Annotated in this window: 21 protein-coding genes, 1 other RNA gene and 1 pseudogene; 6 read left to right on the top strand and 17 right to left on the bottom strand. The window is 68.0% G+C overall.

Features of this window, described 5'->3' with window-relative positions; genetic code table 11:
* Window positions 1–45: 45 nt before the first annotated feature.
* From AC5P53_RS16870 to mraZ, 12 genes and pseudogenes are all read right to left on the bottom strand, one after another.
* Window positions 46–723: pseudogene (locus AC5P53_RS16870) on the bottom strand (cell division protein FtsQ/DivIB); the annotation flags it as partial.
* Window positions 720–1,682: a D-alanine--D-alanine ligase gene (locus AC5P53_RS16865; RefSeq protein WP_014645943.1), complete on the bottom strand. Its 963-nt coding sequence runs from the start codon at window positions 1,680–1,682 to the stop codon at window positions 720–722. The gene AC5P53_RS16865 and the pseudogene AC5P53_RS16870, both read right to left, overlap by 4 nt.
* Window positions 1,679–3,115 (bottom strand): UDP-N-acetylmuramate--L-alanine ligase, encoded by a 1,437-nt coding sequence (gene murC, locus AC5P53_RS16860; protein WP_014645942.1) that lies wholly within the window; start codon window positions 3,113–3,115, stop codon window positions 1,679–1,681. Before murC ends, AC5P53_RS16865 begins: the two co-directional genes overlap by 4 nt.
* 40 nt (window positions 3,116–3,155) lie before the next feature.
* Window positions 3,156–4,244: an undecaprenyldiphospho-muramoylpentapeptide beta-N-acetylglucosaminyltransferase gene (gene murG / locus AC5P53_RS16855; protein WP_241887623.1), complete on the bottom strand. Its 1,089-nt coding sequence runs from the start codon at window positions 4,242–4,244 to the stop codon at window positions 3,156–3,158.
* A complete protein-coding gene (gene ftsW / locus AC5P53_RS16850) occupies window positions 4,241–5,566 on the bottom strand; it encodes a putative lipid II flippase FtsW (RefSeq protein WP_014645940.1) in 1,326 nt (441 codons plus the stop codon). The genes murG and ftsW overlap by 4 nt, the downstream gene beginning before the upstream one ends.
* A gap of 1 nt (window position 5,567) precedes the next feature.
* On the bottom strand, window positions 5,568–6,653 hold the full coding sequence (mraY, locus tag AC5P53_RS16845; protein WP_004154219.1) for a phospho-N-acetylmuramoyl-pentapeptide-transferase: 1,086 nt from the start codon (window positions 6,651–6,653) through the stop codon (window positions 5,568–5,570).
* Window positions 6,643–8,037 (bottom strand): UDP-N-acetylmuramoyl-tripeptide--D-alanyl-D-alanine ligase, encoded by a 1,395-nt coding sequence (locus AC5P53_RS16840; protein WP_241887622.1) that lies wholly within the window; start codon window positions 8,035–8,037, stop codon window positions 6,643–6,645. Before AC5P53_RS16840 ends, mraY begins: the two co-directional genes overlap by 11 nt.
* Window positions 8,034–9,542, bottom strand: coding sequence for a UDP-N-acetylmuramoyl-L-alanyl-D-glutamate--2,6-diaminopimelate ligase (locus tag AC5P53_RS16835; RefSeq protein ID WP_111205763.1), 1,509 nt, complete (start codon window positions 9,540–9,542; stop codon window positions 8,034–8,036). Before AC5P53_RS16835 ends, AC5P53_RS16840 begins: the two co-directional genes overlap by 4 nt.
* A complete protein-coding gene (locus AC5P53_RS16830; protein WP_014645937.1) occupies window positions 9,539–11,383 on the bottom strand; it encodes a peptidoglycan D,D-transpeptidase FtsI family protein in 1,845 nt (614 codons plus the stop codon). The genes AC5P53_RS16835 and AC5P53_RS16830 overlap by 4 nt, the downstream gene beginning before the upstream one ends.
* A complete protein-coding gene (gene ftsL / locus AC5P53_RS16825; RefSeq protein ID WP_005415286.1) occupies window positions 11,380–11,643 on the bottom strand; it encodes a cell division protein FtsL in 264 nt (87 codons plus the stop codon). The genes AC5P53_RS16830 and ftsL overlap by 4 nt, the downstream gene beginning before the upstream one ends.
* The gene (rsmH, locus tag AC5P53_RS16820) at window positions 11,640–12,608 is read right to left on the bottom strand and encodes a 16S rRNA (cytosine(1402)-N(4))-methyltransferase RsmH (protein ID WP_014645936.1); all 969 of its coding nucleotides are present in this window, start codon (window positions 12,606–12,608) and stop codon (window positions 11,640–11,642) included. The genes ftsL and rsmH overlap by 4 nt, the downstream gene beginning before the upstream one ends.
* 14 nt (window positions 12,609–12,622) lie before the next feature.
* On the bottom strand, window positions 12,623–13,069 hold the full coding sequence (mraZ, locus tag AC5P53_RS16815; protein ID WP_004143635.1) for a division/cell wall cluster transcriptional repressor MraZ: 447 nt from the start codon (window positions 13,067–13,069) through the stop codon (window positions 12,623–12,625).
* A 324-nt stretch (window positions 13,070–13,393) separates the two neighbouring features.
* Between mraZ and AC5P53_RS16810 the strand changes: the two genes are divergently transcribed.
* Window positions 13,394–14,182 carry an NRDE family protein gene (locus AC5P53_RS16810; protein ID WP_241887621.1) on the top strand — a complete coding sequence of 263 codons (789 nt, stop codon included), beginning with the start codon at window positions 13,394–13,396 and terminating at the stop codon, window positions 14,180–14,182.
* Window positions 14,183–14,541: 359 nt separating this feature from the next.
* Window positions 14,542–15,021, top strand: coding sequence for a DM13 domain-containing protein (locus AC5P53_RS16805; RefSeq protein ID WP_495227471.1), 480 nt, complete (start codon window positions 14,542–14,544; stop codon window positions 15,019–15,021).
* A 127-nt stretch (window positions 15,022–15,148) separates the two neighbouring features.
* Here AC5P53_RS16805 and rnpB read toward each other — a convergent pair.
* From rnpB to rsmI, 4 genes are all read right to left on the bottom strand, one after another.
* Window positions 15,149–15,500, bottom strand: an RNA gene (gene rnpB, locus AC5P53_RS16800) — RNase P RNA component class A.
* Between the two features lie 80 nt (window positions 15,501–15,580).
* A complete protein-coding gene (locus AC5P53_RS16795; protein ID WP_241887281.1) occupies window positions 15,581–16,375 on the bottom strand; it encodes a PDZ domain-containing protein in 795 nt (264 codons plus the stop codon).
* A gap of 132 nt (window positions 16,376–16,507) precedes the next feature.
* On the bottom strand, window positions 16,508–17,143 hold the full coding sequence (locus AC5P53_RS16790) for a DUF6058 family natural product biosynthesis protein (protein ID WP_154330044.1): 636 nt from the start codon (window positions 17,141–17,143) through the stop codon (window positions 16,508–16,510).
* A gap of 391 nt (window positions 17,144–17,534) precedes the next feature.
* Complete coding sequence (gene rsmI / locus AC5P53_RS16785; RefSeq protein WP_057494394.1) at window positions 17,535–18,353, bottom strand: 16S rRNA (cytidine(1402)-2'-O)-methyltransferase; 819 nt, start codon at window positions 18,351–18,353, stop codon at window positions 17,535–17,537.
* 81 nt (window positions 18,354–18,434) lie between these two features.
* Between rsmI and AC5P53_RS16780 the strand changes: the two genes are divergently transcribed.
* From AC5P53_RS16780 to AC5P53_RS16765, 4 genes are all read left to right on the top strand, one after another.
* On the top strand, window positions 18,435–20,156 hold the full coding sequence (locus AC5P53_RS16780) for a penicillin-binding protein activator (RefSeq protein ID WP_241887280.1): 1,722 nt from the start codon (window positions 18,435–18,437) through the stop codon (window positions 20,154–20,156).
* The gene (locus tag AC5P53_RS16775; RefSeq protein WP_041864068.1) at window positions 20,146–20,514 is read left to right on the top strand and encodes a YraN family protein; all 369 of its coding nucleotides are present in this window, start codon (window positions 20,146–20,148) and stop codon (window positions 20,512–20,514) included. Before AC5P53_RS16780 ends, AC5P53_RS16775 begins: the two co-directional genes overlap by 11 nt.
* A gap of 110 nt (window positions 20,515–20,624) precedes the next feature.
* Complete coding sequence (locus AC5P53_RS16770; protein ID WP_180835923.1) at window positions 20,625–21,269, top strand: metal-dependent hydrolase; 645 nt, start codon at window positions 20,625–20,627, stop codon at window positions 21,267–21,269.
* Window positions 21,266–22,651, top strand: coding sequence for an FAD-linked oxidase C-terminal domain-containing protein (locus tag AC5P53_RS16765; RefSeq protein WP_241887279.1), 1,386 nt, complete (start codon window positions 21,266–21,268; stop codon window positions 22,649–22,651). Before AC5P53_RS16770 ends, AC5P53_RS16765 begins: the two co-directional genes overlap by 4 nt.
* Before the next feature lie 346 nt (window positions 22,652–22,997).
* Here AC5P53_RS16765 and AC5P53_RS16760 read toward each other — a convergent pair whose 3' ends face one another.
* A complete protein-coding gene (locus tag AC5P53_RS16760; RefSeq protein WP_495227470.1) occupies window positions 22,998–25,019 on the bottom strand; it encodes an acyltransferase family protein in 2,022 nt (673 codons plus the stop codon).
* Window positions 25,020–25,115 lie beyond the last annotated feature (96 nt).

Genomic DNA, 25,115 nt, shown 5'->3' with positions numbered 1-25,115 from the left:
CGGGGTCGCCGGCGTTTTCGCCGGCGTGGCCGGGGTACCCCAGCTCAGCGTGAAACCATTGGTGTAACGGAGGTCGGCGCGCTCGATCGGCGCGTCCTGACGGTTGAGCTGCGGCAGTACCTTGACGAAGCGCTGCATGCGCGAGCGCGCGTCGTCGCGGCCGACCACCACTTCGGTGCCGTTGCTCAGCACCAGCGACCAGCTGCCGCGTGCGTCCATCGTCACCCGGCGCACATCGACGCCGGCCGGTGCGAACAATGCACGCGAGTCGCTGTACAGCTTCATCACTTCCGCGGTCTGGCTGTCCGGGCCATCCAGCTCCGGCAGCGCCAGGTCGGACAGCTTCTTCGGCGTGGGGAACAGCTTGCCCTGCTCGGACACCAGGCGGTCGGTACCCCAGCGGGCGAACGGCTTGTGCTCGACCAGGGTCACTTCCAGCACGTCCGGCCACTGCTTGCGGACCTGCGCGCTTTCCACCCACGGCAGCTTTTCCAGGGCGTCCTGCGCGTCCTGCAGCTTGACCGCGAAGAAGCCGGCGCGCGCATACGGCAGCAGCACCTGCTGCAGCTGTTCGGCCGGCACCCGCTTGAACTCACCATGCACGCGCAGCTTCGCCAGCGGCCAGCGCTCGGCGCCGACCCAGCCATTGACCACGGCCACCACCGGCAGTGCAACCACCGACAGCGCCAACAGCCAGACGAAGATGCGCAGCACCGCGTTCATGCGTGCGAGGCCTCCAGGGTCTGTTCCAGCACGCGCCACACCAGTTCCTCGAAACCGATGCCGGCCTGGCGGGCCGCCTTGGGCACCAGCGAATGGCTGGTCATGCCCGGCGCGGTGTTCACTTCCAGCAGGAAGAAACGGCCGCTGTCGCGATCGCGCATCACGTCCACGCGGCCCCAGCCACGGCACCCGGCGGCACGGAACGCGGCCAGCGCGATGCGCCGGATGTCCTCTTCGTCGCCACCGTCCAGGCCCGGACACAGGTACTGGGTGTCCTCGGCGATGTACTTGGCGTTGTAGTCGTACCACTGGCCCTTGGGCACGATGCGGATCGACGGCAGTGCGACGTCGCCAAGGATGGCCACGGTCAATTCGTCGCCGACCACCATCTGCTCCATCAGCAGCTGGCCGTCGTAGCGCGCAGCCAGGGCCACCGCTTCATCCAGCCCGGCGTCATCGGTGACCCGGCTGATGCCCACGCTGGAGCCTTCGTTGGCCGGCTTCACCACCACCGGCAGGCCGAGTTCGGCGGCATTGGCGTGCACGTCCTCGGCAGTGACCTTGCGGTACTGCGGGGTCGGCAGGCCCAGCGACAGCCACACCTGCTTGGTGCGGATCTTGTCCATGCTCAGCGCCGAACCCAGCACGTTCGAGCCGGTGTACGGCACGCCGAAGGCGTCCATCAGGCCCTGCACGATGCCGTCCTCACCGCCACCGTTGTGGCCGTGCAGGATGTTGAAGACGCGATCGATGCCACCGGCGGCGAGCGCGCTGGCGAGCGCCGGAATGCCGTCCACCGCGAACGCATCGACGCCACGCGACTGCAGGGCTTCGAGCACGTTGCGGCCCGAATCCAGCGACACCTCGCGTTCGCTGGAACTGCCGCCCAGCAGCACGGCGACGCGGCCGAACTCGGCCGGGTCGGTCACGCGCAGCGGCGGGAAGGTCAGCGTGCTCACGCCTGGCCCTCCCCCTTGAAACCTTCCACCGCGATATGGGTGGCCACGGCACCGATGTCGCCGGCGCCCATCATCAGCAGCAGGTCACCGTCCTGCAGCACGTCCGGCAGCACGCTGGCCAGCTCGGCGGCCTTGCCCACCACCACCGGCTCACTGCGGCCACGCGCGCGGATGGCACGGGCCAGCGCGTGCGAGTCGGCGCCGGCAATCGGTTCTTCACCGGCCGGGTAGACCTCGCTCAGCACCAGCGCATCAACGCTCGACAGCACGGCGGCGAACTTGTCGAACTGGTCGCGGGTACGGCTGTAGCGGTGCGGCTGGAAGGCCACCACCAGGCGCTTGTCGGCCCAGCCACCACGAGCGGCGGCGAACACTGCCTCCAGCTCGCTCGGGTGATGGCCATAGTCGTCGATGATGCGGACCTTGGCGCCACTGGCGGTGGTCACCTCGCCCAGATCGTTGAAGCGACGGCCGACACCGGCGAAGCCCTCCAGCGCGCGTGCGATCGCGTCCGGGGCCACGCCCAGCTGCCAGCCCACCGCAGCGGCGGCCAGCGCGTTGAGCACGTTGTGCCTGCCCGGCAGCGCCAGCACCACTTCCTGGCTGGTGCCCTGCGGCAGGCGCAGGGTGAAGCGCATGCGCGACCCTTCCTGCACCACGTTCTCGGCGCGCACGTCGGCCTGCGGGCTCATGCCGTAGCTCATCACGTGGCGCGGGGTCCTGGCGGCCAGCGCGGCGACTTCCGGATCATCGATGCACAGTACCGCCAGGCCGTAGAACGGCAGGCGCTGCAGGAACTCGGCAAACGCCGCCTGCACGCGGGCGAAATCGTTGCCGTAGTTTTCCAGGTGGTCGGCATCGATGTTCGTGATGATCGACATCAGCGGGTTCAGGCGCAGGAAGCTGCCATCGCTTTCATCGGCCTCGGCCACCAGCCACTGCCCGCCACCCAGCTTGGCGTTGGCACCGGCGGCCAGCAGCTGGCCACCGATCACGAACGTCGGGTCCAGGCCACCTTCGCTCAGCACCGCAGCGGTCAGGCTGGTGGTGGTGGTCTTGCCATGGGTACCGGCCACGGCGATGCCGCGGCGGAAGCGCATCAGCTCGGCCAGCATCGCCGCACGCGGCATGATCGGAATGCGCTGGCTGCGTGCTTCCATCAGTTCCGGGTTGTCTTCGCGGATGGCACTGGAGACCACCACGCAGTCGGTGCCCAGCACGTTGGCCGCGGAGTGGCCGCGCATGATGCGCGCACCCAGGCTGGCCAGGCGGCGGGTCGCCACGTTGTCGGCGTTGTCCGAGCCGGACACTTCATAGCCCAGCGTCAGCATCACTTCGGCGATACCGCTCATGCCGGTGCCGCCGATGCCGACGAAATGCACGCGCGGGAACGCGCGCACCAGGTCGTTGGTGTCGTGCAGGCGACGGATCATGCGCGGCCTCGCGCAGGGCAGGCGCGGTGGCATGCCTTCTTCATACAGCTTCCTCGAGAATGATATCGGCGATGCGCTCGGCGGCATCGACCTTGGCCAGGGCACGCGCGGCTTGCGCCATCTGCATGCGGCGGGCGGGATTTTCGGACAGATCGCGCAGCAGTGCGGCAATGCCGTCGGCCAGCGTTCCGTCCTGCTTCAGCAACACCGCCGCGCCGCGCTCGACCAGGTACTCCGCGTTGCGGGTCTGGTGATCGTCGACGGCAGCGGGGAATGGCACCAGCACGCTGCCGACACCGACCGCGCACAGCTCGGCCAGCGTGGACGCGCCGGCGCGGCAGACAACCAGGTCAGCCCAGGCAAAGGCTTCGGCCATGTCGGCGATGAACGGCGTGATTTCCGCCTGCACACCGGCCTTGGCGTAAGCCTCCACCGCTTCGGCATGCATCTTCTCGCCGCTCTGGTGGCGCACCTGCACCGGCAGGCCGGCGCCCAGCGCGGCAATCGCCTGCGGCACGCCGGTATTGAGGGCACGCGCGCCCTGGCTGCCGCCCACCACCAGCACCCGCAGCGGGCCCTGCCGGTCGGCGAAGCGCTGTTCCGGCGGCGCGATGGCAGCGATTTCCGCGCGCACCGGGTTACCGACGAACTCCTCGCCCTTGGCGAAGGTGCCCGGGAAACCGGTCAGCAGGCGACGCGCATAACGCGACAGGATGCGGTTGGTCAGGCCCGGCGCACGGTTCTGCTCATGCACGATCAGCGGCAGGCCATGCAGGCGCGTGGCCATGCCACCGGGGCCGGAGGCAAAGCCACCGAAGGCGACCACCGCGCGCGGCTGGCGCTGGCGGATGATGAGCCCGGCCGCGCGCAGCGCGCGCATCAGCCGCCACGGCGCCGCCAGCAGGGCCAGCTTGCCCTTGCCGCGCAGGCCAGTGATGGCCAGCGTATCGATGGCGATGTCGTGCTGCGGCACCAGGCGGGTTTCCATCGCACCGTCGGCGCCCATCCAGGTCACCGGCACGCCGCGCTCGCGCAGCACGCGGGCCACGGCCAGGCCGGGGAAGATGTGACCGCCGGTGCCTCCGGCCAGGATCATCACCGGGCGCCCACTCTCGGTGGCTGCACTCATGACAGCCTCCCGAAGGTCGGTTCGATGCGCGACTGCAGGCGGCTGGTGCCACGTGCGGCGCTCGCTGCAGCGGACGCGGGTGCGACCGGCTCGGCACGCATCGGCACGCTGGCGTCCACCGCTGCGGCGGGCTTGTCCATCGGTTCGGCCGCGGCGTCTTCGGCGCCACCGATGCGCACGGCCTGGCGGCGCTCGGCGCGCTTGAGTTCATACGACACGCGCAGCAGCAGGCCCATCGCCACGCAGGTCATCAGCACCGACGAACCGCCGGAGGAGATCAGCGGCAGGGTCAGGCCCTTGGTCGGCAGGATGCCCAGGTTCACGCCGATCGAGACGAAGGTCTGCATGCTGATCCACAGGCCGATGCCGAAGGCGATGTAGCCGGAGAAGTGGCGCTTCATTTCCACGCAGCGCATGCCCAGCCAGAAGGTGCGGCCGACCAGCAGCGCATACAGCGCCACGATCACGCAGGTACCCAGGAAACCGAATTCCTCGGCGGTGACCGAGAAGATGAAGTCGGTGTGCGCTTCGGGCAGGTAGTACAGCTTCTGCACGGAGTTGCCCAGGCCGACGCCGGTCCATTCACCACGGCCCACCGCCATCAGCGCGTTGGACAGCTGGTAGCCGTCGCCCTGCTGGTCGGCCCACGGGTCCAGGAAGGAGGTGATGCGGCGCATGCGGTACGGCTCGATGATCGCCAGCGCGCTCATGCCGACCAGGCCGATGATCACCGGCATCGACATGCGCGGCATGTTCACCCCGCCCAGCACCAGCATGCCGGCGGTGATCGCCAGCAGCAGGGTCGAGGAACCGAAGTCCGGCTGCAGCAGCAGCAGCACCACCAGCGCACCGGCCACGCCCAGCGGCTTGAGCATTGCCGGCCAGGTCGCATTGACCTCGTCGCGGAAACGCACCAGGTAGCTCGACAGCCAGACGATGTAGAGCACTTTCACCGCTTCGACCGTCTGGAACTTGGAAATGCCCAGGTTGATCCAGCGGCGCGCACCGTTGACCGTGCTGCCCAGTCCCGGTGCGAACACCGCCAGCAGCAGTACGAAGCAGCCCAGCAGCAGCATCTGGTTGTACTGCTCGATCGACTTCAGCTCGGTGCGGGCGGCAATGACCGCCAGCACGATACCCACCGCCAGGAAGATCAGGTGGCGGTTGAGGTAATAGAACGGGCTGCTCATCAGCGCGATCGAGCTGGAGGCCACCATCACCACGCCGACACCGGTGAGCGCGATGATCGCGCCCAGCAGCCACTTGTCGTAGCTGCCTTCGATGGCTTCAAGGCGTGTTGCCTGGCGGGACAGGTCGTTCATCTCAGCGCACCTTCAACGTGGCCAGGCCGATCAGCACGAGCACGACGGAGATGATCCAGAAACGCACGATCACGCGCGGCTCCGGCCAGCCCTTCAGTTCGAAATGGTGGTGGATCGGCGCCATGCGGAACACGCGCTTGCCGGTCAGCTTGAACGAGGCAACCTGGATCATCACCGACAGCGTTTCGATGACGAACACGCCGCCCATGATCACCAGCACCAGCTCCTGGCGGGTGATCACCGCGATCGTGCCCAGCACCGCACCCAGTGCCAGTGCGCCGATGTCGCCCATGAAGACCATGGCCGGGTAGGTGTTGAACCAGAGGAAGCCCAGGCCCGCGCCGGCGATGGCCGCACAGATGATGACCAGCTCGCCGGCGCCCGGGATCTGCGGGATCTGCAGGTAGTTGGCGAACACCACGTTGCCCGAGGCATAGGCGAACACGCCCAGCGCGCAGGCCACCAGCACGGTCGGCATGATCGCCAGGCCGTCCAGGCCGTCGGTCAGGTTCACCGCGTTGGAGAAACCGACGATCCAGAAGTAGGCGATGGCCACGAAGCCGATGCCGGCCAGCGGCAGCGCGACCGACTTGAACATCGGGATGTAGAAGGTCAGCGCCGCCGGCACGTCGGCCGTGTAGAACAGGAACAGGCCCGCAGCCAGGCCGAAGATCGACTGCAGCAGGTACTTCCAGCGCGACTTCAGGCCGTTCGGGTCACGGCGGACGATCTTGATCCAGTCGTCATACCAGCCGATGGCGCCGAAGCACAGCATCACCGCCAGCACCAGCCACACGTAGCGGTTGCGCAGGTCGGCCCACATCAGCACCGACAGGGTGATGGTGAGCAGGATCAGCGAACCGCCCATGGTCGGCGTGCCGGCCTTGGAGAAATGGGTCTGCGGACCGTCCTTGCGGATCGGCTGGCCGCCCTTGAACTGGGCAAGCTTGCGGATCATCGCCGGGCCCAGCCACAGCGACAGGAACAGGGCCGTCAGCGCGGCAAGGATGGCGCGGAACGTCTGGTAGTTGAACAGCCCGAACAGGCTCTCCAACTGCTGCAACCATCGAGCCAGTTCATACAACATGCGGGGATTCCTCTCCTTGCGCCAGCAGCGCTTTGACAATCGTGTCCATGGCGCTGCCACGGGAACCCTTGACCAGGCAGCGCACGCCGGCGTGCAGCTCGTCCTTCAGCGCCTGCGACAGCGCGTCGTGGGTGGCGAAATGGCGGCCGCCTTCGCCGAAGGCGGAGGCGGCAGCGGCGCTGAGCGGGCCCAGTGCATACAGGCGCTTCAGGCCGGCAGCACGTGCGCGGATGCCGGCCTGCGCATGCAGCGCTTCCGCGTCCCGGCCCAGCTCGCGCATGTCGCCCAGCACCAGCCAGCCCTCTTCCGGCGCCGCGGCCAGGGCATCGATGGCCGCGGCCAGCGACCCGGGGTTGGCGTTGTAGCTGTCATCCACCAGCACCGCGCCATTGCGCAGCTGATGGGCGATCTGGCGACCCGGCACCGGCTGCGCTTCGGCCAGGCCGGCGGCAATCAGCGCCAGATCGACACCGGCGGCCAGCGCCAGGCTGGCGGCGGCCAGCGCATTGCTGACGTTGTGGCGACCCGGCAGGCCCAGCACCACGCGCGCTTCGCCGGCCGGTGCGACCAGAGTGAACTGGCTGCCCTGCGCACCGGCGCGGATATCGCGCGCGGTCACGTCCGCCGAGTGTTCCAGGCCATAGCGCAGCACGCGGCAACGCGCCGGGGTGCTGATGAAATGCTGTTCGAACCAGCGGCCATAGGCATCGTCGGCGTTGATCACCGCCACGCCATCGGCCGGCAGCGCGGCGTAGATCGCGCCCTTGGTCACCGCCACGCCGAGCAGGCTGCCCATACGTTCCAGGTGCGCCGGGGCGATGTTGTTGACCAGCGCATAACGCGGGCGGGCGATCTCGGTCAGGTAGGCGATGTCGCCCGGCTTGCCGGCGCCCATCTCGTAGACGGCGTAGTCGGCATCTTCCGGCGCATCGATCACCGCCAGCGGCAGGCCGATCTCGTTGTTGCGGTTGCCCGGGTTGGCGTAGACCACCTTGTGCGCGTGCTGGGCCACTTGCTGCAGGATCGACAGCAGCAGGCTCTTCACGCTGGTCTTGCCATTGCTGCCGGTGATCGCGAACACCTCGGTGCCACGGTCACGCTGCATGCCGGTGGCGATCTTCGCCAGCGCCAGTTCGCTGTCGGCCACCAGCACCTGCGGCAGTTCGACCGGCAGCAGGCGCTCGACCAGCAGCGCACTGGCACCGCGCGCCTGCGCGTCGGCCGCGAAGTCATGGCCGTCGAAACGCTCGCCGCGCAGCGCCACATACAGACTGCCCGGACCGAGATTGCGGGTGTCATTGCTGACCGCATCGATGGCCACGTCGTCGCCGTGGATCTCGCCGCCGGCCCAGTGTGCGATCAGCGAAAGCAGGGTGCGCTTCATGCGGCGCCCTCCCCGGCCTGCGCGCTGAGCACACCGGCCTTGGCCGCCAGTGCAGCGGCGGCCACTTCGGTGTCGTCGAAGTCATGGCGCACGCCATTCACTTCCTGGTACGGCTCGTGGCCCTTGCCTGCGATCAGGATGATGTCGCCTGCACCGGCACGCTTCACCGCCAGGCCGATCGCACGCGCGCGGCTGCGCTGCACGGTCACGGCATCTGCGTTCTGGAAGCCGGCCAGGATGTCGGCCACGATCACGTCGCCATCCTCGCCACGCGGGTTGTCGTCGGTGACGATGACCTGGTTGGCCAGGCGCTCGGCAATCGCCGCCATCTGCGGGCGCTTGCCGGTGTCGCGCTCGCCGCCGCAGCCGAACACGCAGAACAGCGTGCCCTGCAGGTGCCCGTGGAGGCTGTCCAGCGCCTGTTCCAGCGCATCCGGGGTGTGCGCGTAGTCGACCACCACCGTCGGCAGTCCGTCTTCACCGCCCAAGCGGTTCATGCGGCCGCGGATCGGCTGCAGCGCCGACAGCACTTCGGCGATACGCGGCAGCGGCTGGCCCTGCGCGTGCAGGGTACCGGCCACGGCCAGCAGGTTGTCCACGTTGAAGCGGCCCAGCAGCGGCGACTGCACCGCCGCGCGCTGGCCGTCGATGACCAGCTCGAAGGCGATGCCACGACCGTCCAGCTGCAGTGCCTCGGCGCGCACGCTGGCGTCGGTGGCACCACGCGAGCTCAGCCCGATCGCCTGCACGCCGGCCGGCAGGCCCGCGAACAGCTGCCGGCCGAAGGCATCGTCCAGATTGATCACCGCGGCCTTCAGGCCCGGGCGATGGAACAGCCGCGCCTTGGCCGCGCCGTAGCTGGCCATGTCACCGTGGTAGTCCAGATGGTCGCGGGTGAGGTTGGTGAACACCGCCACGTCGTAGTGCACGGCGTCCACGCGGCCCTGGTCCAGCGCATGCGAGCTGACTTCCATCGCCACCGCGCGCGCACCGGCGTCGCGCAGCTGCGCCAGAAGCGCATGCATCTGCAGCACCAGCGGCGTGGTGAAGCCGGTCGGCTCGACCGCACCATAAAGTCCGGCACCCAGCGTGCCGATACTGCCACTGGGCGTTCCGAGCAGATGCCAGGCCTGGGCCAGCAGCTGCACGGTGGAGGTCTTGCCGTTGGTGCCGGTCACGCCGACCATCGCCATCGCCCGCGATGGCGCGCCATGGAACTGGTCGGCCATCGCGCCCATGCGCGCGCGCAGGCCCGGCACGGCGATCGCATCAGCCGGGGCCGGCAGATCGGCCGGTGCCGGCGGTTCGAACAGGATGGCACTGGCACCGGCAGCGCGCGCCTGCTCGACAAAGCCCAGGCCATGCGCGCCGAAACCGGCGATGGCGACGAAGGCGTTACCGGGGCGCACGGCACGGCTGTCCAGCACCAGGCCGGTCAGAACGGGATCATGACCCGCCAGGGCCACGTCCGGAAGCAACTGCGAAAGCAACATCGAAGGACTCATTGCGTGCCTCCCGTAGCGGGCGGCGTCTGGGCTTGCGCGCTTGGCAGCGCAGCGTCGAATTCAGCGGCGGCATCGACCGGCAGCGCGGTCTCGGCCGGCGGCGCAGGCAGGATCGAGGCCGAATGGCCGACCTTGCCCGACTGCTGTGCGGCCAGCCACGACTGCAGGTCGTCCAGCGGCACGTCCATCAGGCGCAGGGTGCCTTCCATCACGTTGTGGTAGACCGGCGCCGACACCAGGCCGCCGTAGAACTTGCCGGCCTGCGGGTCGTTGATGACGATGACGGTAGCGAAACGCGGGTTGGTGGCCGGCACCACGCCGGCGAACAGCGCGTTGTAATGGCCGCGCTCATAACCGCCCGGGCCGGCCTTGCGCGCGGTGCCGGTCTTGCCGGCCACGCGGTAACCCAGCACCGCCGCCTGCTTGGCGCCGCCCTGGGTGACCACCGTTTCCATCATCGCCACCACCTGCCGGGCGACGTTCTCGTCGATGATCTGCTGGCCTTCATTGCGCTGGCCCTTGACGAAGGTCGGCGCAATCAGGCGCCCGCCGTTGGCCAGCGCCGAGTACGCGGTGGCAATCTGCAGCGGCGTGACCGACAGGCCGTAGCCATAGGACATGGTGGTCTTGGTGGTACCCGACCAGCGTGCCGGACGCATCACCACGCCGGCCGATTCACCCGGGAAACCGCTGTGCGGCGCCGAGCCATAGCCGAAGCGGCGCACGCCGTCGTAGAAGGTCTGGTCCGGCATCTTCGCCGCAACCTTGGCCGCACCCACGTTCGAACTGCGGGTGATCACGCCGGTCACGTTGAGCACACCGTTGTTGCGCGGCACGTCGCGGATGGTGAAGCGGCCCAGGGTCATGTAGCCCGGGTTGGTGTCGATGATGGTGTCCTTGGTCACCGCACCGGCCTGCAGCGCGGTGGCGATGGTCAGCGGCTTCATCGTCGAACCCGGCTCGACCAGGTCGGTCACCGCGCGGTTGCGGCGCGTATCGGGGATCGCGCCGGTCAGCGAGTTCGGGTTGTAGGTCGGCAGGTTGACCATGGCCAGGATCTCGCCGGTGGTCACGTCCATGATCACCATCGAACCACCGGCCGCCTTGTTGGCCACCAGCGCGTTGCGCAGTTCCTTGAAGGCCAGGTACTGGATGCGGCGGTCGATGCTGAGGGTCAGGTCCTTGCCCGGCTCGGCGGCGCGCAGCAGATCGCTTTCAACGGTCTCGCCCTTGCGGTTGCGGATCACCCGCTTGGCACCGGCCTTGCCGCGCAGCCATTCGTCGAACGCCAGTTCCAGGCCTTCCTGGCCGCGGTCGTCGATGTTGGTGAAGCCCAGCACGTGCGCCATCGCTTCGCCCTGTGGGTAGAAGCGGCGGAACTCGCGCTGCGCGGCCACGCCCGGAATCTTCAGCGCGACCACCTTCTCTGCCTCGTCCGGATTGATCCGGCGGCGCAGGTACATGAATTCCTTGTCCGACTTCTGCGACAGGCGGCTGCTCAGCTCATCCACCGACATGCCGACCGCCTGGGCCAGCTCCGGGATGCGCTCGGGCGAACGCAGCAGGTCCTGCGGGTTGACCCAGATCGAGGCGACCGGGGTGGACACCGCCAGCGGCTCGCCGTTGCGGTCGGTGATCATGCCGCGCGAGGTCTTGATCGGCAGCTCGCGCAGGTAGCGGGCCTCGCCCTGGCGCTGGTAGAAATCGCTGTTGATGATCTGCACGTAGGCCGCGCGACCCACCAGCGACACCGAGCACAGGCCAAGCGCCAGCGCGACCCAGCGCAGGCGCTGGCGCAGGTTGAAGGCGTTGCGCGGGCGGTTGCGGCCGGTCTTGCTCATGGGCGCACCACCACGATGTCAGCGGCCTCGGGGAACTTCATGCCCAGCTTCTCGCGGGCAATGCGGTCCACGCGGTTGGCTTCGGCCAGGGTGGCCTGTTCCAGCTGCAGGCGGCCGAACTCAAGGTTGATGTCATCGCGCTTGCGCTCGGCACGCGACAGCTCGATGAAGGTCTGCCGGTGGCGGTGGCGCACGAACACCACGCCGATCGCCGAGGCGACGGTGCAGGCCAGCAGGATGATCAGCAGCAGCCGGCTCATGCATCGCCCCCCCGCTTCTGTGCCACGCGCAGCACGGCGCTGCGGGCACGCGGGTTGGCGGCCAGCTCTTCGTCGGTGGCCTTGATGGCGCCGCCGATCAGGTCCAGCGTCGGCACGAACGCAACCGCCTCGGGCAGCCGGCGGTTGGCCGGCGGCGCCTTGGCCAGGCGGTTCATGTACTGCTTGACGATGCGGTCTTCCAGCGAGTGGAAGCTGATCACCGCCAGGCGGCCACCTGGCTTGAGCCGTTCCACCGCCGCATCGAGCCCGGCTTCCAGATCGGCCAGCTCGCGGTTGATGTGGATGCGGATGGCCTGGAAGCTGCGCGTGGCCGGGTGAATCTTGTCCTTCCCACGCGGCATCACCGAGGCGATCAGCTCGGCCAGTTCGGCGGTGCGGGAGAACGGCTGCTTCTCGCGGCGGGCCACGATGGCGCGGGCGATGCGCCGGCTCTGGCGCTCTTCGCCGTAGGTCCACAGCACATCAGCGATCTCGCGCTCTTCGACGCGGTTGATCCACTGCGCGGCGCTTTCACCGCTGTCCGGATCCATGCGCATGTCCAGCGGGCCGTCCTTGCCGAAGCTGAAGCCACGTTCGGCCACGTCCAGCTGCGGCGACGACACGCCGAGGTCGAACAGCACGCCGTCCAGGCCTTCGGCCGTCGCGTCCCACTGCAGCAGCTGGGCGAAGCTGCCCCGGAAAATGGACACGCGCGGGTCCGGCGCGAAATCGCGCTCGGCAACGGCGATGGCTTCCGGATCCTTGTCCATGACCAGCAGGCGCCCCTCGGGACCGAGCTGGGTGAGCACGCCACGTGCATGACCGCCACGACCGAACGTGCCATCCAGATAACGTCCGTTTTCGATCACCCTCAGGCCTTCAAGGACCTGGGTGTACAGGACCGGCAGGTGCACCGCCGGCGACTGCGACACCGGAAGGTGACCGGCCTGCGCTTCTGGGCGCATCCGGGCACCCCGGCTCACAACTTCAGGTCGAGCAACCCATCACCCAGATCCTCGTCAGACAACGTCTGCTGGATCAGGGCCCGATGCGCCTGCTCGCTCCACAATTCGAACTTGTCGCCCATACCGAGCAATACCGCCTTCTTCTCAATGCCCACCGCACCGCGGTGGCTGGCGGGGATGCTGATGCGACCGTTGCCGTCCAGTTCCAGATGGGCGGCCGAGCCGACCAGCTTCTGCTGCAACAGGCGCACGACGCGCTGGGTGTTGGGCTTGGACATCACATCGTCGCGGACCCGCTCCCATTCCGACTCTGCATACAGCCACAGGCAGCCGGCTTCGAACGGGTTGTAGGTCAGCACGAGACGGTTGTTGCTGGCGCGCGCGACGAGGTCGCGGTAAGCGGTGGGAACCGCCATGCGCCCTTTGTCGTCAACTGTGATGGCCGTCTCGCCCTGGAACACGACGCCTGCACCTTGTCCTTCGCCCGGTGAAACATTGAACCACGAAAACCCACAAAACACCCGGATTTCCCTCTGATGCCCACCTTAGCAGCGGGCCGAGGGTTGTCAACAACTTTTCAGCGGGGAAATCGCCAGCCGCATCAATGGCTTGCAACAACCTTTAGAGAATTGTTCAAGGCTTATCCACAAGTTGCTGATCCGTCTCAATTTTTGAGATTGAACGGAAGTTCAGGGGCGTGGAGAGGGCGTGAAACATCGGCCGCGCATTCATCCGGAACGGGCCGGAAACGGCGCCGGACTGCGCAAACCGTGCACAATGAGGCCATGTGCCTGCTCGCTCTTGGCTGGATGCACCACCCGCGCTGGCGGCTGGTGATGACCGGCAACCGTGATGAGTTCCACGCCCGCCCGACGGCGGCGCTGGCCCCCTGGCAGGATGAGACGTCCGTCATCGGCGGGCGCGATCTGCGCTCCGGCGGTGGCTGGGCCGGGGTTGGCGCCTCGGGCCGGATGGCGGTGGTCACCAACGTCCGCGACCCGCTGGCGGCCCAGACCGGCCCGTCGCGGGGCGCGCTGGTGGCCGACTTCCTGCGTGGCCGCGACCCGGCCGCCGTGCATATCGACCGATTGGCGACCGTGGCTGGCGCCTATGCCCCGTTCAATCTGTTGCTGGCCGATAGCGACAGCCTGGAGTACCTCGGCAACCATCCCGCCGAACGGCAGACCCTCGGCCCGGGCGTGCACGGCATGTCCAACGGCGCGCTGGACGCGCCCTGGCCGAAGACCCGGCGGCTGATGGCGGCCCTTGAAGCCTGGCTTCAGAAAGACGGGGTCAGATCCCTTTCGCACAGCGAAATGGATCTGACCCCGGACCTGACCCCACTCTGGAATGCTCTGGCCGACGAACACCGCCCTGCCGACAGCGACCTGCCCGACACCGGCATCGGCCTGGAACGCGAGCGCTGGCTGAGCCCGGCCTTCATCCGTGGCGATGACTACGGCACCCGCGCCAGCACCGTGCTGCTGATCGACGCCGACGGCCATGGCGAGATCCACGAACGCCGCTTCGGCCCGCAGGGCGCTCCCAGCGGCCAGAGCCACGTCATTTTCTGACCCGGTCATGACGGCCCTTGGCCGGATGCTCTTGGCGGGGGGGGGTAGTGCCGGCCGCTGGCCGGCAACCTCTGGATCTTCGGATGCAGCATGAAGTTGCCGGCCAGCGGCCGGCACTACCCGCAGCGTGCTGTCGCGATCCACGCGACGGCAGTCGTCATCGCAGCGGGCCTGAAACGTCATTCAGCTTCCAGCCGCGACCGCGATCCGTCCGCGCCACAGCGGTTTCAGCATCACAGCCAGCCGACTGTGCCCTTTTCGCAATCGGCACTGTGTCTATAAATGTCGCCCCTGACCTCCCAGGGTGGTCGCGCCCGGCATCGCGCCGCGCAATCGACCACAACCCTCAAGGAGGCCCCATGCGTCGCATCCTCATCCTGCTCGCCACCCACCTGCTCACCCTCGGCCTGGGCTTCGGCCTGGGCGTCTACCTCCTGCCGATCCTGATCGCCCCCGATGACCCGCCGGTGGAACAGGTACAGGCCGTCATGAAAGACGCCACCTACCGCACCACCTTCCGCCGCGACCTGAAGGGCAGCGACGCAGTGCACTGGGCCGAAGGCAAGGTCAGTGTCAGCGCCACCCAGGTCGCCTTCGACGGGAAGATGGGACCGGGCCCGGATTACAAGGTGTATCTGGTCCACGATTTCGTCGACAACAAGGCCGACTTCCTGAAGATCAAGGCGCAGGCCCAGCGCATCGGCGAAGTGAAGACCTTCAACCGCTTCCTGGTCGAGGTGCCCGCGAACGTGGATGTGGACGACTACACCACCGTCGTGGTGTGGTGCGAGCGCTTCTCGCAGTTCATTTCCGCCGGGCAGTACCGCACGCCGGGCTGAGGACCGCGCGTCGTCGAGGTAGTGCCGGCCGCTGGCCGGCAGCACTCTGTCCGCCGCTGCGGGCATCGTGAAGCTGCCGGCCAGCGGCCGGCACTACCGATGCGCGGTTCATGCCTATCGAAGAAAGAGGCGGAGCCGGCCGATAAGCCGGGTTCTGTCGTGGACAGTCATTCCTCTAGGCGTTACGTCACCGCAACGCTCAAGCAACCTACCCGGATCCAACGCGGGCCGCGCCAAAGGATCCCTATTTGGTCTTGCTCCAGGTGGGGTTTGCCGTGCCGGTCTGTTGCCAGACTCGCGGTGCGCTCTTACCGCACCATTTCACCCTTACCGGCCTTCCGAAGAAGACGTAGGCGGTATCTTTCTGTTGCACTTTCCGTCGGCTTGCGCCGCCCAGGCGTTACCTGGCACCTTGCCCTATGGAGCCCGGACTTTCCTCGGCACCCCCGAAGGGATGACGCGACTGTCTGGCCGACTCCGCCAGCGCGTATTCTAGCGTACGCACGCCCTTCCTGCCGTGCCGATCGCGGCGTGCGGTTCATCCACGCGTGGCGTGGCTCTAGCGGCCCTTCGCCCTCGCCATCACCGCCGCCCGCGACTCCAGCACCACCCCGACGATCAATTCCCGCACCTGCGGTTGCGAACCGTCCCATTCAATGCGGCGGACGCGCACGTCCACGCGATCGCCCGGCGCGTGGGCTTTCAACGCTTGGCCGATACCGAAGACGGTCTTCACTCGGGTACCCGCCACGGCCAGCACCTCATCCCCCTTGCGCAGGCCGGCGCGATGGGCCGGACCTTCGTCAGGCTCGGATTCGATCAAGGTCGCGCCCCCCATTTGAACGCCGAGGACCGGGCGCAGCGCATCGCTACGCGAATCCCCTTCCCCGGCCTGCTCGCGCGCCAATTCGGTGGCGCCCAACAGTGCATCGTCCAACCCCGCATCGAAATACGGCGCGTTGTCCACGAATGCGGCGCATTGCCACGACGCGCGCTCGGGCACCGGCTCGCGCCCCGCACGAAGGGCCTGCCGCAGGTCGCGCCATTGCGCTGCGCTGACGTACCGCTGCTGGCTGTTCACCAATTGCTGGTAGGCCGCCTCGATCTGTGCGTGGTTGTCGGCCCCCACCTGCAGACATCCCTCGTAGTTCTCCAACGCGTCACGTGCCGCGCGATAGGTCAGGTAATTGCTGTAATCGCGGACCGACTGCAGCCGATTGAATTCGACCAACCCCGGATCGAACAGCAGGTAGCCAACATAGTCCGGGCCCAGATCGGCTTCGGTAATGGCCGCAGGTGTCGGCCCTTCAGCTGCAGGAGCTGGCACGTCGGCCAGAGCGAACAGCAGGAACAATCCCTTTTCCAGCATCTGTCTTCCCTCCCTCAAGTAAATTTGAGAGCTTCACTCCTTCACCCCCGGAATTCCGCCGCTCATTCGCATTGCAGCGTCCCAGGCTATGAATGACCCATGCAGCCTGCACGCTTTTCAGGACTTTTCGTCCAGCTCCCGGCGAAGATCGTCAACCCATCGTTTTCTGCTGCTACGGTCATACTCGGCCGGCGAGAACGGCATCGACGCACGCGCATAATCGTCGATCAGTGCCAGCAGCGCCTGCCTGTCGACACGCGCGTCGAGAGGAGTGTGGGTGTCACTGGCGAGTGCGACCAGTTGTTCCTGGAGCAGCTCCTTTCTTGCGATGCCGGCGCCGGTGGACGGATCTGCGATACACAGACCGAAGGTCCCGTTGAAGAAGTGCGGGAGCAGCAGTTGCGCCTTGTCGTGCGCAGCGTTGGCATCCCCAAGCACGGCTGTCATGTAGCCCTCGAGCTCCTGCAGCAGAACGTCGACCACAGCCGCCCGCTCACTGCCCGGTGGTGCATCATCGGCAATGCGTATCCAGCGTGCGCAATCGGTACGGAAGTACTCCCCCACAAGGTCTTCGCTGATGGGAATGGAGCCGAACACTGCAGATCGGATGGTGCCACCCTCGCAGGTGTAGGTGGGCTGCGGCACCGCACCCACTGCAATCAGGCGACTGAGTCTTTCTTCTGACACATTGCAGAATGCGGCGAACGCATCCTTTGGCAGGAAATGAGCTTGAAGGTAGGCTGTCAATGCCATCTCGAACAATTACTCCCAAGGGGGGATGAAGAGGCGTGTGCCGGAGCGTCTTCGTCCAGGACAGACATCCCGAGCACCAGTCCTCACGCCTCAGAGGCCTCGGAAATGGGGTCACACTACGGACACCCTTCCGCATCGGGAGTATCCGCACGGGCTCCACTGATCTCAATGTCGCTCTGCAGGAGGTCCCGTAATACCCAAGGCTGCTGGGTTCGTACGATCATCAGTGGGTCGGTCATTGCTGCTCATCACGACATTGCCTGTCCCCGGATTCGTCCCTCAGCCGCGCACGTGGGCACGTTCACGCGCCAGAGGTTGGCGCCCCTCCGGCGGATCCGAACCGTTTCGCATTTCGCGCCGCGCGCTCCGGGACATGGCCCGGAGCGATCCATCAACTGCCGTACAACGCCTTGCGCGGCGCACCGGTCAGTTCCGCGGCCAGCTTGGCGGCGGTCGACGGCGGCAGGTGCTCGCTCAGCTTCGCGTAGACGCGACGGCCGTGTGCCAGCTGCGCTTCCTCGTCATCGCCGGCGCCCTGCACCATCACCACGAATTCGCCCTTGCGCTGGTTGTCGTCGGCCTCGACCTTGGCCAGCAGGCCCGCCAGGTCACCATCGAGCACGGTCTCGAACAGCTTGGTCAGCTCGCGGGCCAGCACCGCCGGGCGTTCGCCACCGAAGATCGCCGCCATGTCGGCCAGTGATTCGGCGATGCGGTGCGAGGATTCGTAGAACACCATCGTGCGCACTTCGCCGGCCAGCGCCTGCAGGCGGTCGCGGCGGCCGCTGGCCTTGGCCGGCAGGAAGCCCTCGAAACTGAAACGGTCGCTGGGCAGGCCGGCCACGCTCAGCGCGGCGATGGCGGCACAGGCACCGGGTACCGGGCTGACCTTGATGCCCGCCGCGCGCGCGGCACGCACCAGGCGGAACCCGGGGTCACTGACCAGCGGGGTACCGGCATCGCTGACCAGCGCCAGCGACTCGCCGGCCTGCAGGCGCGAGACCAGGCGCTGCGCCAGGGCCTCTTCATTGTGTTCGTGCAGGGCCACCAGTGGTTGCTGGATGCCGAAATGGGACAGCAGCTGGCCACTGCGGCGGGTGTCCTCGGCACAGATGGCCGCCACCGAACGCAGCACCTCCTGCGCGCGCGGGCTCAGATCGGCCAGGTTGCCGATCGGGGTGGCGACGACGTACAGGGTTGGGACACTCATTTCAGCGGTACTCACGGGGCAAGGGTAGAATCGTAGCGTGTACCCGGCCAAGGCCGCTGCCCTCATCGCATGGACCCGATCATGAACAAGCCCGCCGCACGGTTCTCCGCCCTGTCGTTGTCGCTGATGCTGCTGGCCGGTTGTGCCACCACCAGCCTGACCAGCACCCCCGATTCGCCGGCCCAGGGCCAGGCGCTGGCGCTGATCGAACAGGGCAAGCCGCGCGACGCCGCACTGCAGCTGGAAGGCCTGGCCGCCACGCTGCGTGGCGGTGCCCGCAGCAACGCACTGGCCGATGCGGCCTGGGCCTGGCATCTGGCCGGTGACAGTGCCCGCGCGCGCAGCCTGCTCGGCCAGCTCACCGCCCGCCAGCTGTCCGGCGCCAGCCTGCAGCGCTACCAGCTGACCGGTGCCGAGCTGGCGCTGGCCGACAAGCAGCCGGCGCAGGCGCTGGCCCTGCTGAAGGATCATGCCGACAGCGTTGCGGTCGGCCTGCGCACCCGCTGGCTGCTGGCCCGGGCCCAGGCCCTGCAGGGCACCGGCGATGCATTCGGTGCCGCCAACGAGCGCGCCCGTGCCCATGCCGGCCTGACCGGCAGTGCGCGCAGCGAGAACCAGGCCGCCATCGCCGGCCTGCTCGGCACCCTCGACGACGCCACCCTGCGCAGCCGTGCCGCCGCGCTGCCGGCCAACGACCCGCTGTACAACTTCGCCGGCCGTGCGCTGATCGCGCGCGGCCTGCCGCTGCCGCGCCCGTTCGACCGCGATGGCGCGGCCCAGTTCGACACCAGCAAGCGCCCGCCGGCGATGAGCGACGGTTACCGCCCGCCGGCCAAGCTGGCCGTGCTGCTGCCGCTCAGCGGCCGCCTGGCCACCGCCGCGCAGCCGGTGCGCGATGGCCTGTTGAGCGCCTACTACGGTGAAAGCCGCCGCCGCCCGGACATCAACTTCTTCGACACCGCTGGCACCCCGGCCGGTGCCCTCGCCGCCTACGACAAGGCCGTTGCCTCCGGTGCCGACTTCGTGGTCGGCCCACTGGGCCGCGACGAAGTGGACGCGGTGTACGGCCGCCAGCAGCTGCAGGTGCCGGTGCTGGCCCTGAACCGTGGCAAGGACGCACCGCCGGCCGGCAGCGCCGGCTTCTCGCTGGCACCGGAAGACGATGGCATCGTCGCGGCCGAGTACCTGCGCGGCCGCGAGCGCGGCAAGGCGCTGGTGATCAACAGCGCCGACGACACCGGCCGCCGTGCCGCTGCCGCCTTCGCCCAGCGTTTCGCCCAGCGCGGTGGCCAGGTCGTGGCCACGGTCGGCGTCAGCGATGCGGTGGGCGACGTCAGCGCCCAGGTGCGCAATGCCGGCCAGGTCGATGCGGTGTTCCTCGCCGTGCGTGCACCGCAGGCCCGCCTGCTGGCGCCGCAGCTGGCGCTGGCCGGTGCCGGTGGCGCCACCCGCGTCGGCACCTCGCAGCTGACCGTCGGCAGCGGCAAGGTGGAAGAAGACGTGGCCCTGGACGGCATCGTCTACCCGAATGAAGCCTGGAACGTGCGCAGCGTGTCCGGCCTGCCCTCGGCCAGCCAGGTGGCCAGCACCCTGCCGAGCGCACGCGGTGCGGCCGGCCGCCTGTTCGCCTTCGGCGCCGACGCCTGGAAGATCACCGCCTATCTGGACAAGCTGTCCAACGAAGGCGGCCTGGACGGTGCCACCGGCACCCTGTTCCTGGACAGCAACGGGAACATCCTGCGCCAGCCGGCATGGTCGACCTTCAATGGCGGCCGGCCGATGCCGATCGTCGGTGGTCGCTGAGCGCAGCCAACGTGGCTCGGCGGTGGAAGCCGCCGCCGAGCAGCATCTGCAACAGGCCGGACTGCAGCCGCGCGCGCGCAACGTGCGTTATCGCGGCGGTGAACTGGACCTGGTGATGGACGATGCCGGCATCGTGGTGTTCGTGGAGGTGCGCTATCGCGCGCGATCAGAGTACGGTGGCGGTGCCGCTTCAGTCGATGCGCGCAAATGCCGGCGCCTGGCGCATGCCGCGCAGCTGTACCTGCAGGACCACCCCGCGCTGGCCAATGCGCCCTGCCGCTTCGACGTGGTGGAAGCCAGTGGCGAACCGCCGCAGCTGCATTGGCTGCGTGACGCATTCCGGCTGGATGATTGCTGATGTGTACTGTCCGCCTTGGTAGAAGCCGACCTTGGTCGGCGCGTCTGTGCCAACCAAGGTTGGCCCCCGCCAGAGCGCAGCCTGGCCGGCACTACCATGGTGCGTGACTGATGCCGTCGATCATCACTCATGCCGCCGTGCCGCTGGCGCTGTGGTGCGCCGCTGATCGTGGCCGCATCCCGCCGCGCCTGCTGGTTGCAGGCGTGATCGCCGCGATGCTGCCCGATGCCGATGTACTGGCCTTTGCGCTGCACATTCCCTATGCGGATGCCTTCGGCCATCGCGGTGCCAGCCATTCGCTGCTGTTTGCCGGAGTGCTGGCGGCATTGGCGGCGGCGTTCGCATTCTTTGGTAGCGGCCGACCTTGGTCGGCACCACACAGCCCCGGTAGTCGCCGACCTTGGTCGGCGGTTTCGTGCCAACCAAGGTTGGCACCTACCAAGGCAGGGCCAACGGTGGCATCGACCGTACAAGCCGCTGTATTCGTCTTCGTCTGCGCCGCCAGCCATCCACTGCTGGATGCGATGACCTCCGGCGGCCTCGGCGTCGCACTGGCCTGGCCGTGGAGCGAACACCGCTTCTTCGCACCGTGGCGACCGATCCGCGTTTCACCCTTCGCCCCACAGTTCTTCAGCGCACGCGGCGTGGCTACCCTGCTCTCCGAACTGCGCTGGGTGTGGCTGCCACTGGCCGGCGCCGTTGTCGCCTGGAAACTGATCCAACCCGCTCCTGCTGCCTCTCGAGATCCGTCATGAGTCCTGCCCTGCCTGCTGCCCTGGTCGCCGAACTGTCCACCCTGCTGGGCGCGGAGGGCTGGCGCATGGATGACAGCGCGCTGGAGGCCAACGCGCAGGACAATTCATGGCGCCGCCAGCGTCCGGCAGCCGTGGCGCTGCCCGCCGACGTCGAACAGGTTCAGGCACTGGTACATGCCTGTCGCGCGCATGGCGTGGCGCTGGTCGCGCGCGGCGCCGGCACCGGAACTACCGGTGCAGCCGTCCCGCAGCCGGGCAGCATCGTGCTGTCGTTCACCCGCATGGACCGCATCATCGAGATCCGCGCCGGTGATCGCTGCGCGGTCGTGCAGCCCGGCGTGCTCAATGGCACCCTGCAGCAGGCACTGGCCCCGCATGGCCTGTTCTGGGCGCCGGATCCTTCCAGCGCCGAGATCTGCAGCATCGGCGGCAACCTCGCTTGCAATGCCGGCGGCCCGCGCGCGGTGAAGTACGGCACCAGTCGCGACAACGTGCTGGGCCTGGTGGCGGTGACCGGCACCGGCGAGCTGATCCGCTGCGGTGGTGCCTACACCAAGGACGCCACCGGCTACGACCTCACCCATCTGCTGGTGGGCAGCGAAGGCACGCTGGCACTGATCGTGGAAGCCACGCTGAAGCTGACCCCGTTGCCGGTCAGCCAGGCCGGGCTGCGCGTGCTGTACCGCGATGCCGATGCTGCTGCGGCCGCCGTGTCGCGGTTGATGTCGCAGCCGGTGGTACCCACCCGCCTGGAATTCATGGACGCGCGCAGCCTGGAGCTGCTGCGGCTCAATGGTGCTGACGTGCCAGAGGCCGGTGCGATGCTGCTGGTCGAGGCCGATGGTGACCACGACACCCTGCCCTATCTGCTGCAGGCCCTGGCCAGCGCCGCCGAAGGCGACGGCATGATCGAACTGGACGTGGCGATGGAAGGCCGCGCACGCGACCAGCTGTGGGCGGCGCGCAAGGCGCTGTCGCCTGCGCTGCGCAGTGTGGCGCCGGGCAAGATCAATGAAGATGTGGTGGTCCCGGTGTCGCGCATTCCGGAGCTGGTGGCCGGCGTGCAGGCGCTGGCACGTGACTACACGCTGACCATCGTCACCTTCGGCCATGCCGGCAACGGCAACCTGCACGTCAACATCCTCTACCACCCGGACGATGCCGACGAGAACGCACGCGCACATGCCGCGCTGCCAAGGATCTTCGAGCTGACGCTGGCATTGGGCGGCACGTTGTCGGGCGAACACGGCATCGGCCTGGCCAAGCGCGATTTCATGGCGCAGGCCTTCACCCCGGAAACGCTGGCAACGATGCGCGCGATCAAGGCCGCGCTGGACCCGAACGGCATCCTCAACCCGGGCAAGGTGCTGCCGCCGGCATAGACTGCGCGCACTCCTTCGCGCTCCTGTAGAGCCGAGCCATGCTCGGCTGCTCTTCGACCAGATCGCGATGACGCCCGCGCTGTGTGCGCAAGCCGAGCGTGGGCTCGGCTCTACAACAACGTGTCGTTCACCTTCGCGCTCCTGTAGAGCCGAGCCATGCTCGGCTGCTCTTCGACCAGATCGCGATGACGCCCGCGCTGTGTGCGCAAGCCGAGCGTGGGCTCGGCTCTACAACGACGTGTCGTTAACCTTCGCGCTCCTGTAGAGCCGAGCCATGCTCGGCTGCTCTTCGACCAGATCGCGATGACGCCCGCGCTGTGCGCGCAAGCCGAGCGTGGGCTCGGCTCTACACCGTCTTGTCGGCTGCGATATCGATCAGGGTCTGCCGGAAACTGGGCAGCAGCACGCGGTTGCCATGCCCGCTCAGGTGATCATTGTCGAAGAACAATGGTTCGCCGTCTTCCACCGCCGAACAGGCCTGCGGCCCGCACAGCAGCGGCAGCGGATCCCATACGGTCAGTGACGGGTAACGTGCCGCCAGGTCATCCAGCAGTGCCATCTGCGGCACGCGCAGCATTTCCAGATCCGCACGCGGCATGCTCAGACCGCCGGCACACGCCGGATTGCGGCGGTTGAACCAGTCCGAACAGCGGTACGCACCGGCCTTGAACAATGGCAGCGGTGCGTCGATCACCACGTGTACGCCCAGCTTCTGCAAACGCCCCAGCACGCGATCGGCTTCGTCGCGTGCAGCCTGTGCGTGCGCCGGCGTGCGCTCGGCCAGCAGCTGTTGATAGATCGGCTGTGCGTCCTGCTGCTGCCAGTCGAAGCCGCGCAGTTCCGGCATGCGCAAGGCCGCCAGCAGCACGATGTCACCCGGGCGCGCCTCGCGTTCGATGGTCGACAGCGTGTCTTCAATGAAGTCCTGGCAGTCGGCCGGGCTGGCCCGCAGCAGGTTGACGAAGCTGCAGCCGCCGCGATCCTGCTGGCGCACCTCCATGCCGGTCTGTCGCGCGACCATGCTGGTCATGGTGCGATACGCCGCCGCATGCGAGTCGCCGGCCACGAACAGGCGCCGCCCTTCAAGCGCCGGCGCACTCACCGGTTCCAGCGGGCGCCACGCCGGGTAGCGACGCGCCTGCCATGCGTAGCCGTTGCGGGTGACGCTGAGCGAGACCTGCTCGTGGTACTCGACCGTGGCCCAGGCGCCGGCACCGCACAGCGCCACCAGCGGCAACGCCATCGCCAGCACCTTGGCCGGTGCCAGCCGCAGCAGCGGCGCCGCACTGCGCAGCGGGCGCTCGATGAAGTGATACGACACAGCGGATACCGCCAGCAGCAGTACCGGATACAGCCACAGCGCGGCGCCGTGCAGGCCATACGTCCAGCGCAGCACTACCAGCAGCGGCCAATGCCACAGGTACATCGAATAGGACAGCCGGCCCAGGTAGGCCAGCGGTGCGCAGCCCAGCGCACGGGCGATGCGCGATGGCCCCGCTGTCGACACGCCCGCCAACAGCAACAGGGTACCGGCCACGGTCGCCAGCACGCCCGGCATCGGCATCGCCAGCTGCGGGGCGATCAGCACACCCGCGGCCAGCAGCGCCAGGCCCGCCGCGGCAGCCGCGTCGCTGCCCTGGCGTGGCGTACATTTATGCATCCACTGGTAGAGCAGCGCACCTGCGGCCAGCTCCCAGAACCGCGCCGGCAGCAGATAGAACGCCGACGCCGGCGCCGATCGCGCCTGCCAGCCCGCCCACGCCAGCGACAGCACGGTGAGCGCCGGCAACAGCCAACGCGCCCCCGGCCAGCGCTCACGCCCGCGCAGCCACACGAAGAACAACAGCGGGAAGACCAGGTAGAACTGCTCTTCCACACCCAGCGTCCAGGTATGCAGGAACGGATTGAGTTCAGCGCCGGGCGAGAAGTAATCGTCCTGCTGGCCGGCCAGCACGATGTTGCTGAAACCGACCAGCGCGGCCCAGCCGGTCTGGTCGAACTGCTCATTGCGCCACGCGCGGGGAATGAACAGTGCCGACAGTACGAAAGTGGCCATCAGCATCACCAGCAGCGCCGGCAACAGGCGCAGCACGCGACGCCGGTAGAAATCGAGCAGCATCGCACCCAGCGATGCTTGGGCGCGCGAGGCCAGCGACTGGCTGATCACGAAGCCGGATACCACGAAGAACAGGTCCACACCGGTGAAGCCGCCGGGCAGCCACGTCGCGTTGGTGTGGAAAAGGACGACGGCCAGCACCGCCAGTGCACGCAGGCCATCGATGGCGGCGTTGTGGGAACGTTCGGGAGAGGACACGCGGGCAACCGGCAGAAGAAAGGGCGGCAGCATCGCCACCGTTTGCGCAGTCATTCAATGGACAATCGCGACAGACGTGGACAACGTTCAGGTCCAGTCCCGGATCGGCGCGATTGTAGAGCCGAGCCCTGCTCGGCTGACCTTCGTCCA

It is taken from the genome of Stenotrophomonas sp. YJH_SMC_82 (assembly GCF_059368875.1).
The sequence above is the reverse complement of the archived record's forward strand: the minus strand, read 5'-3'. Positions and strand labels throughout refer to the sequence as shown.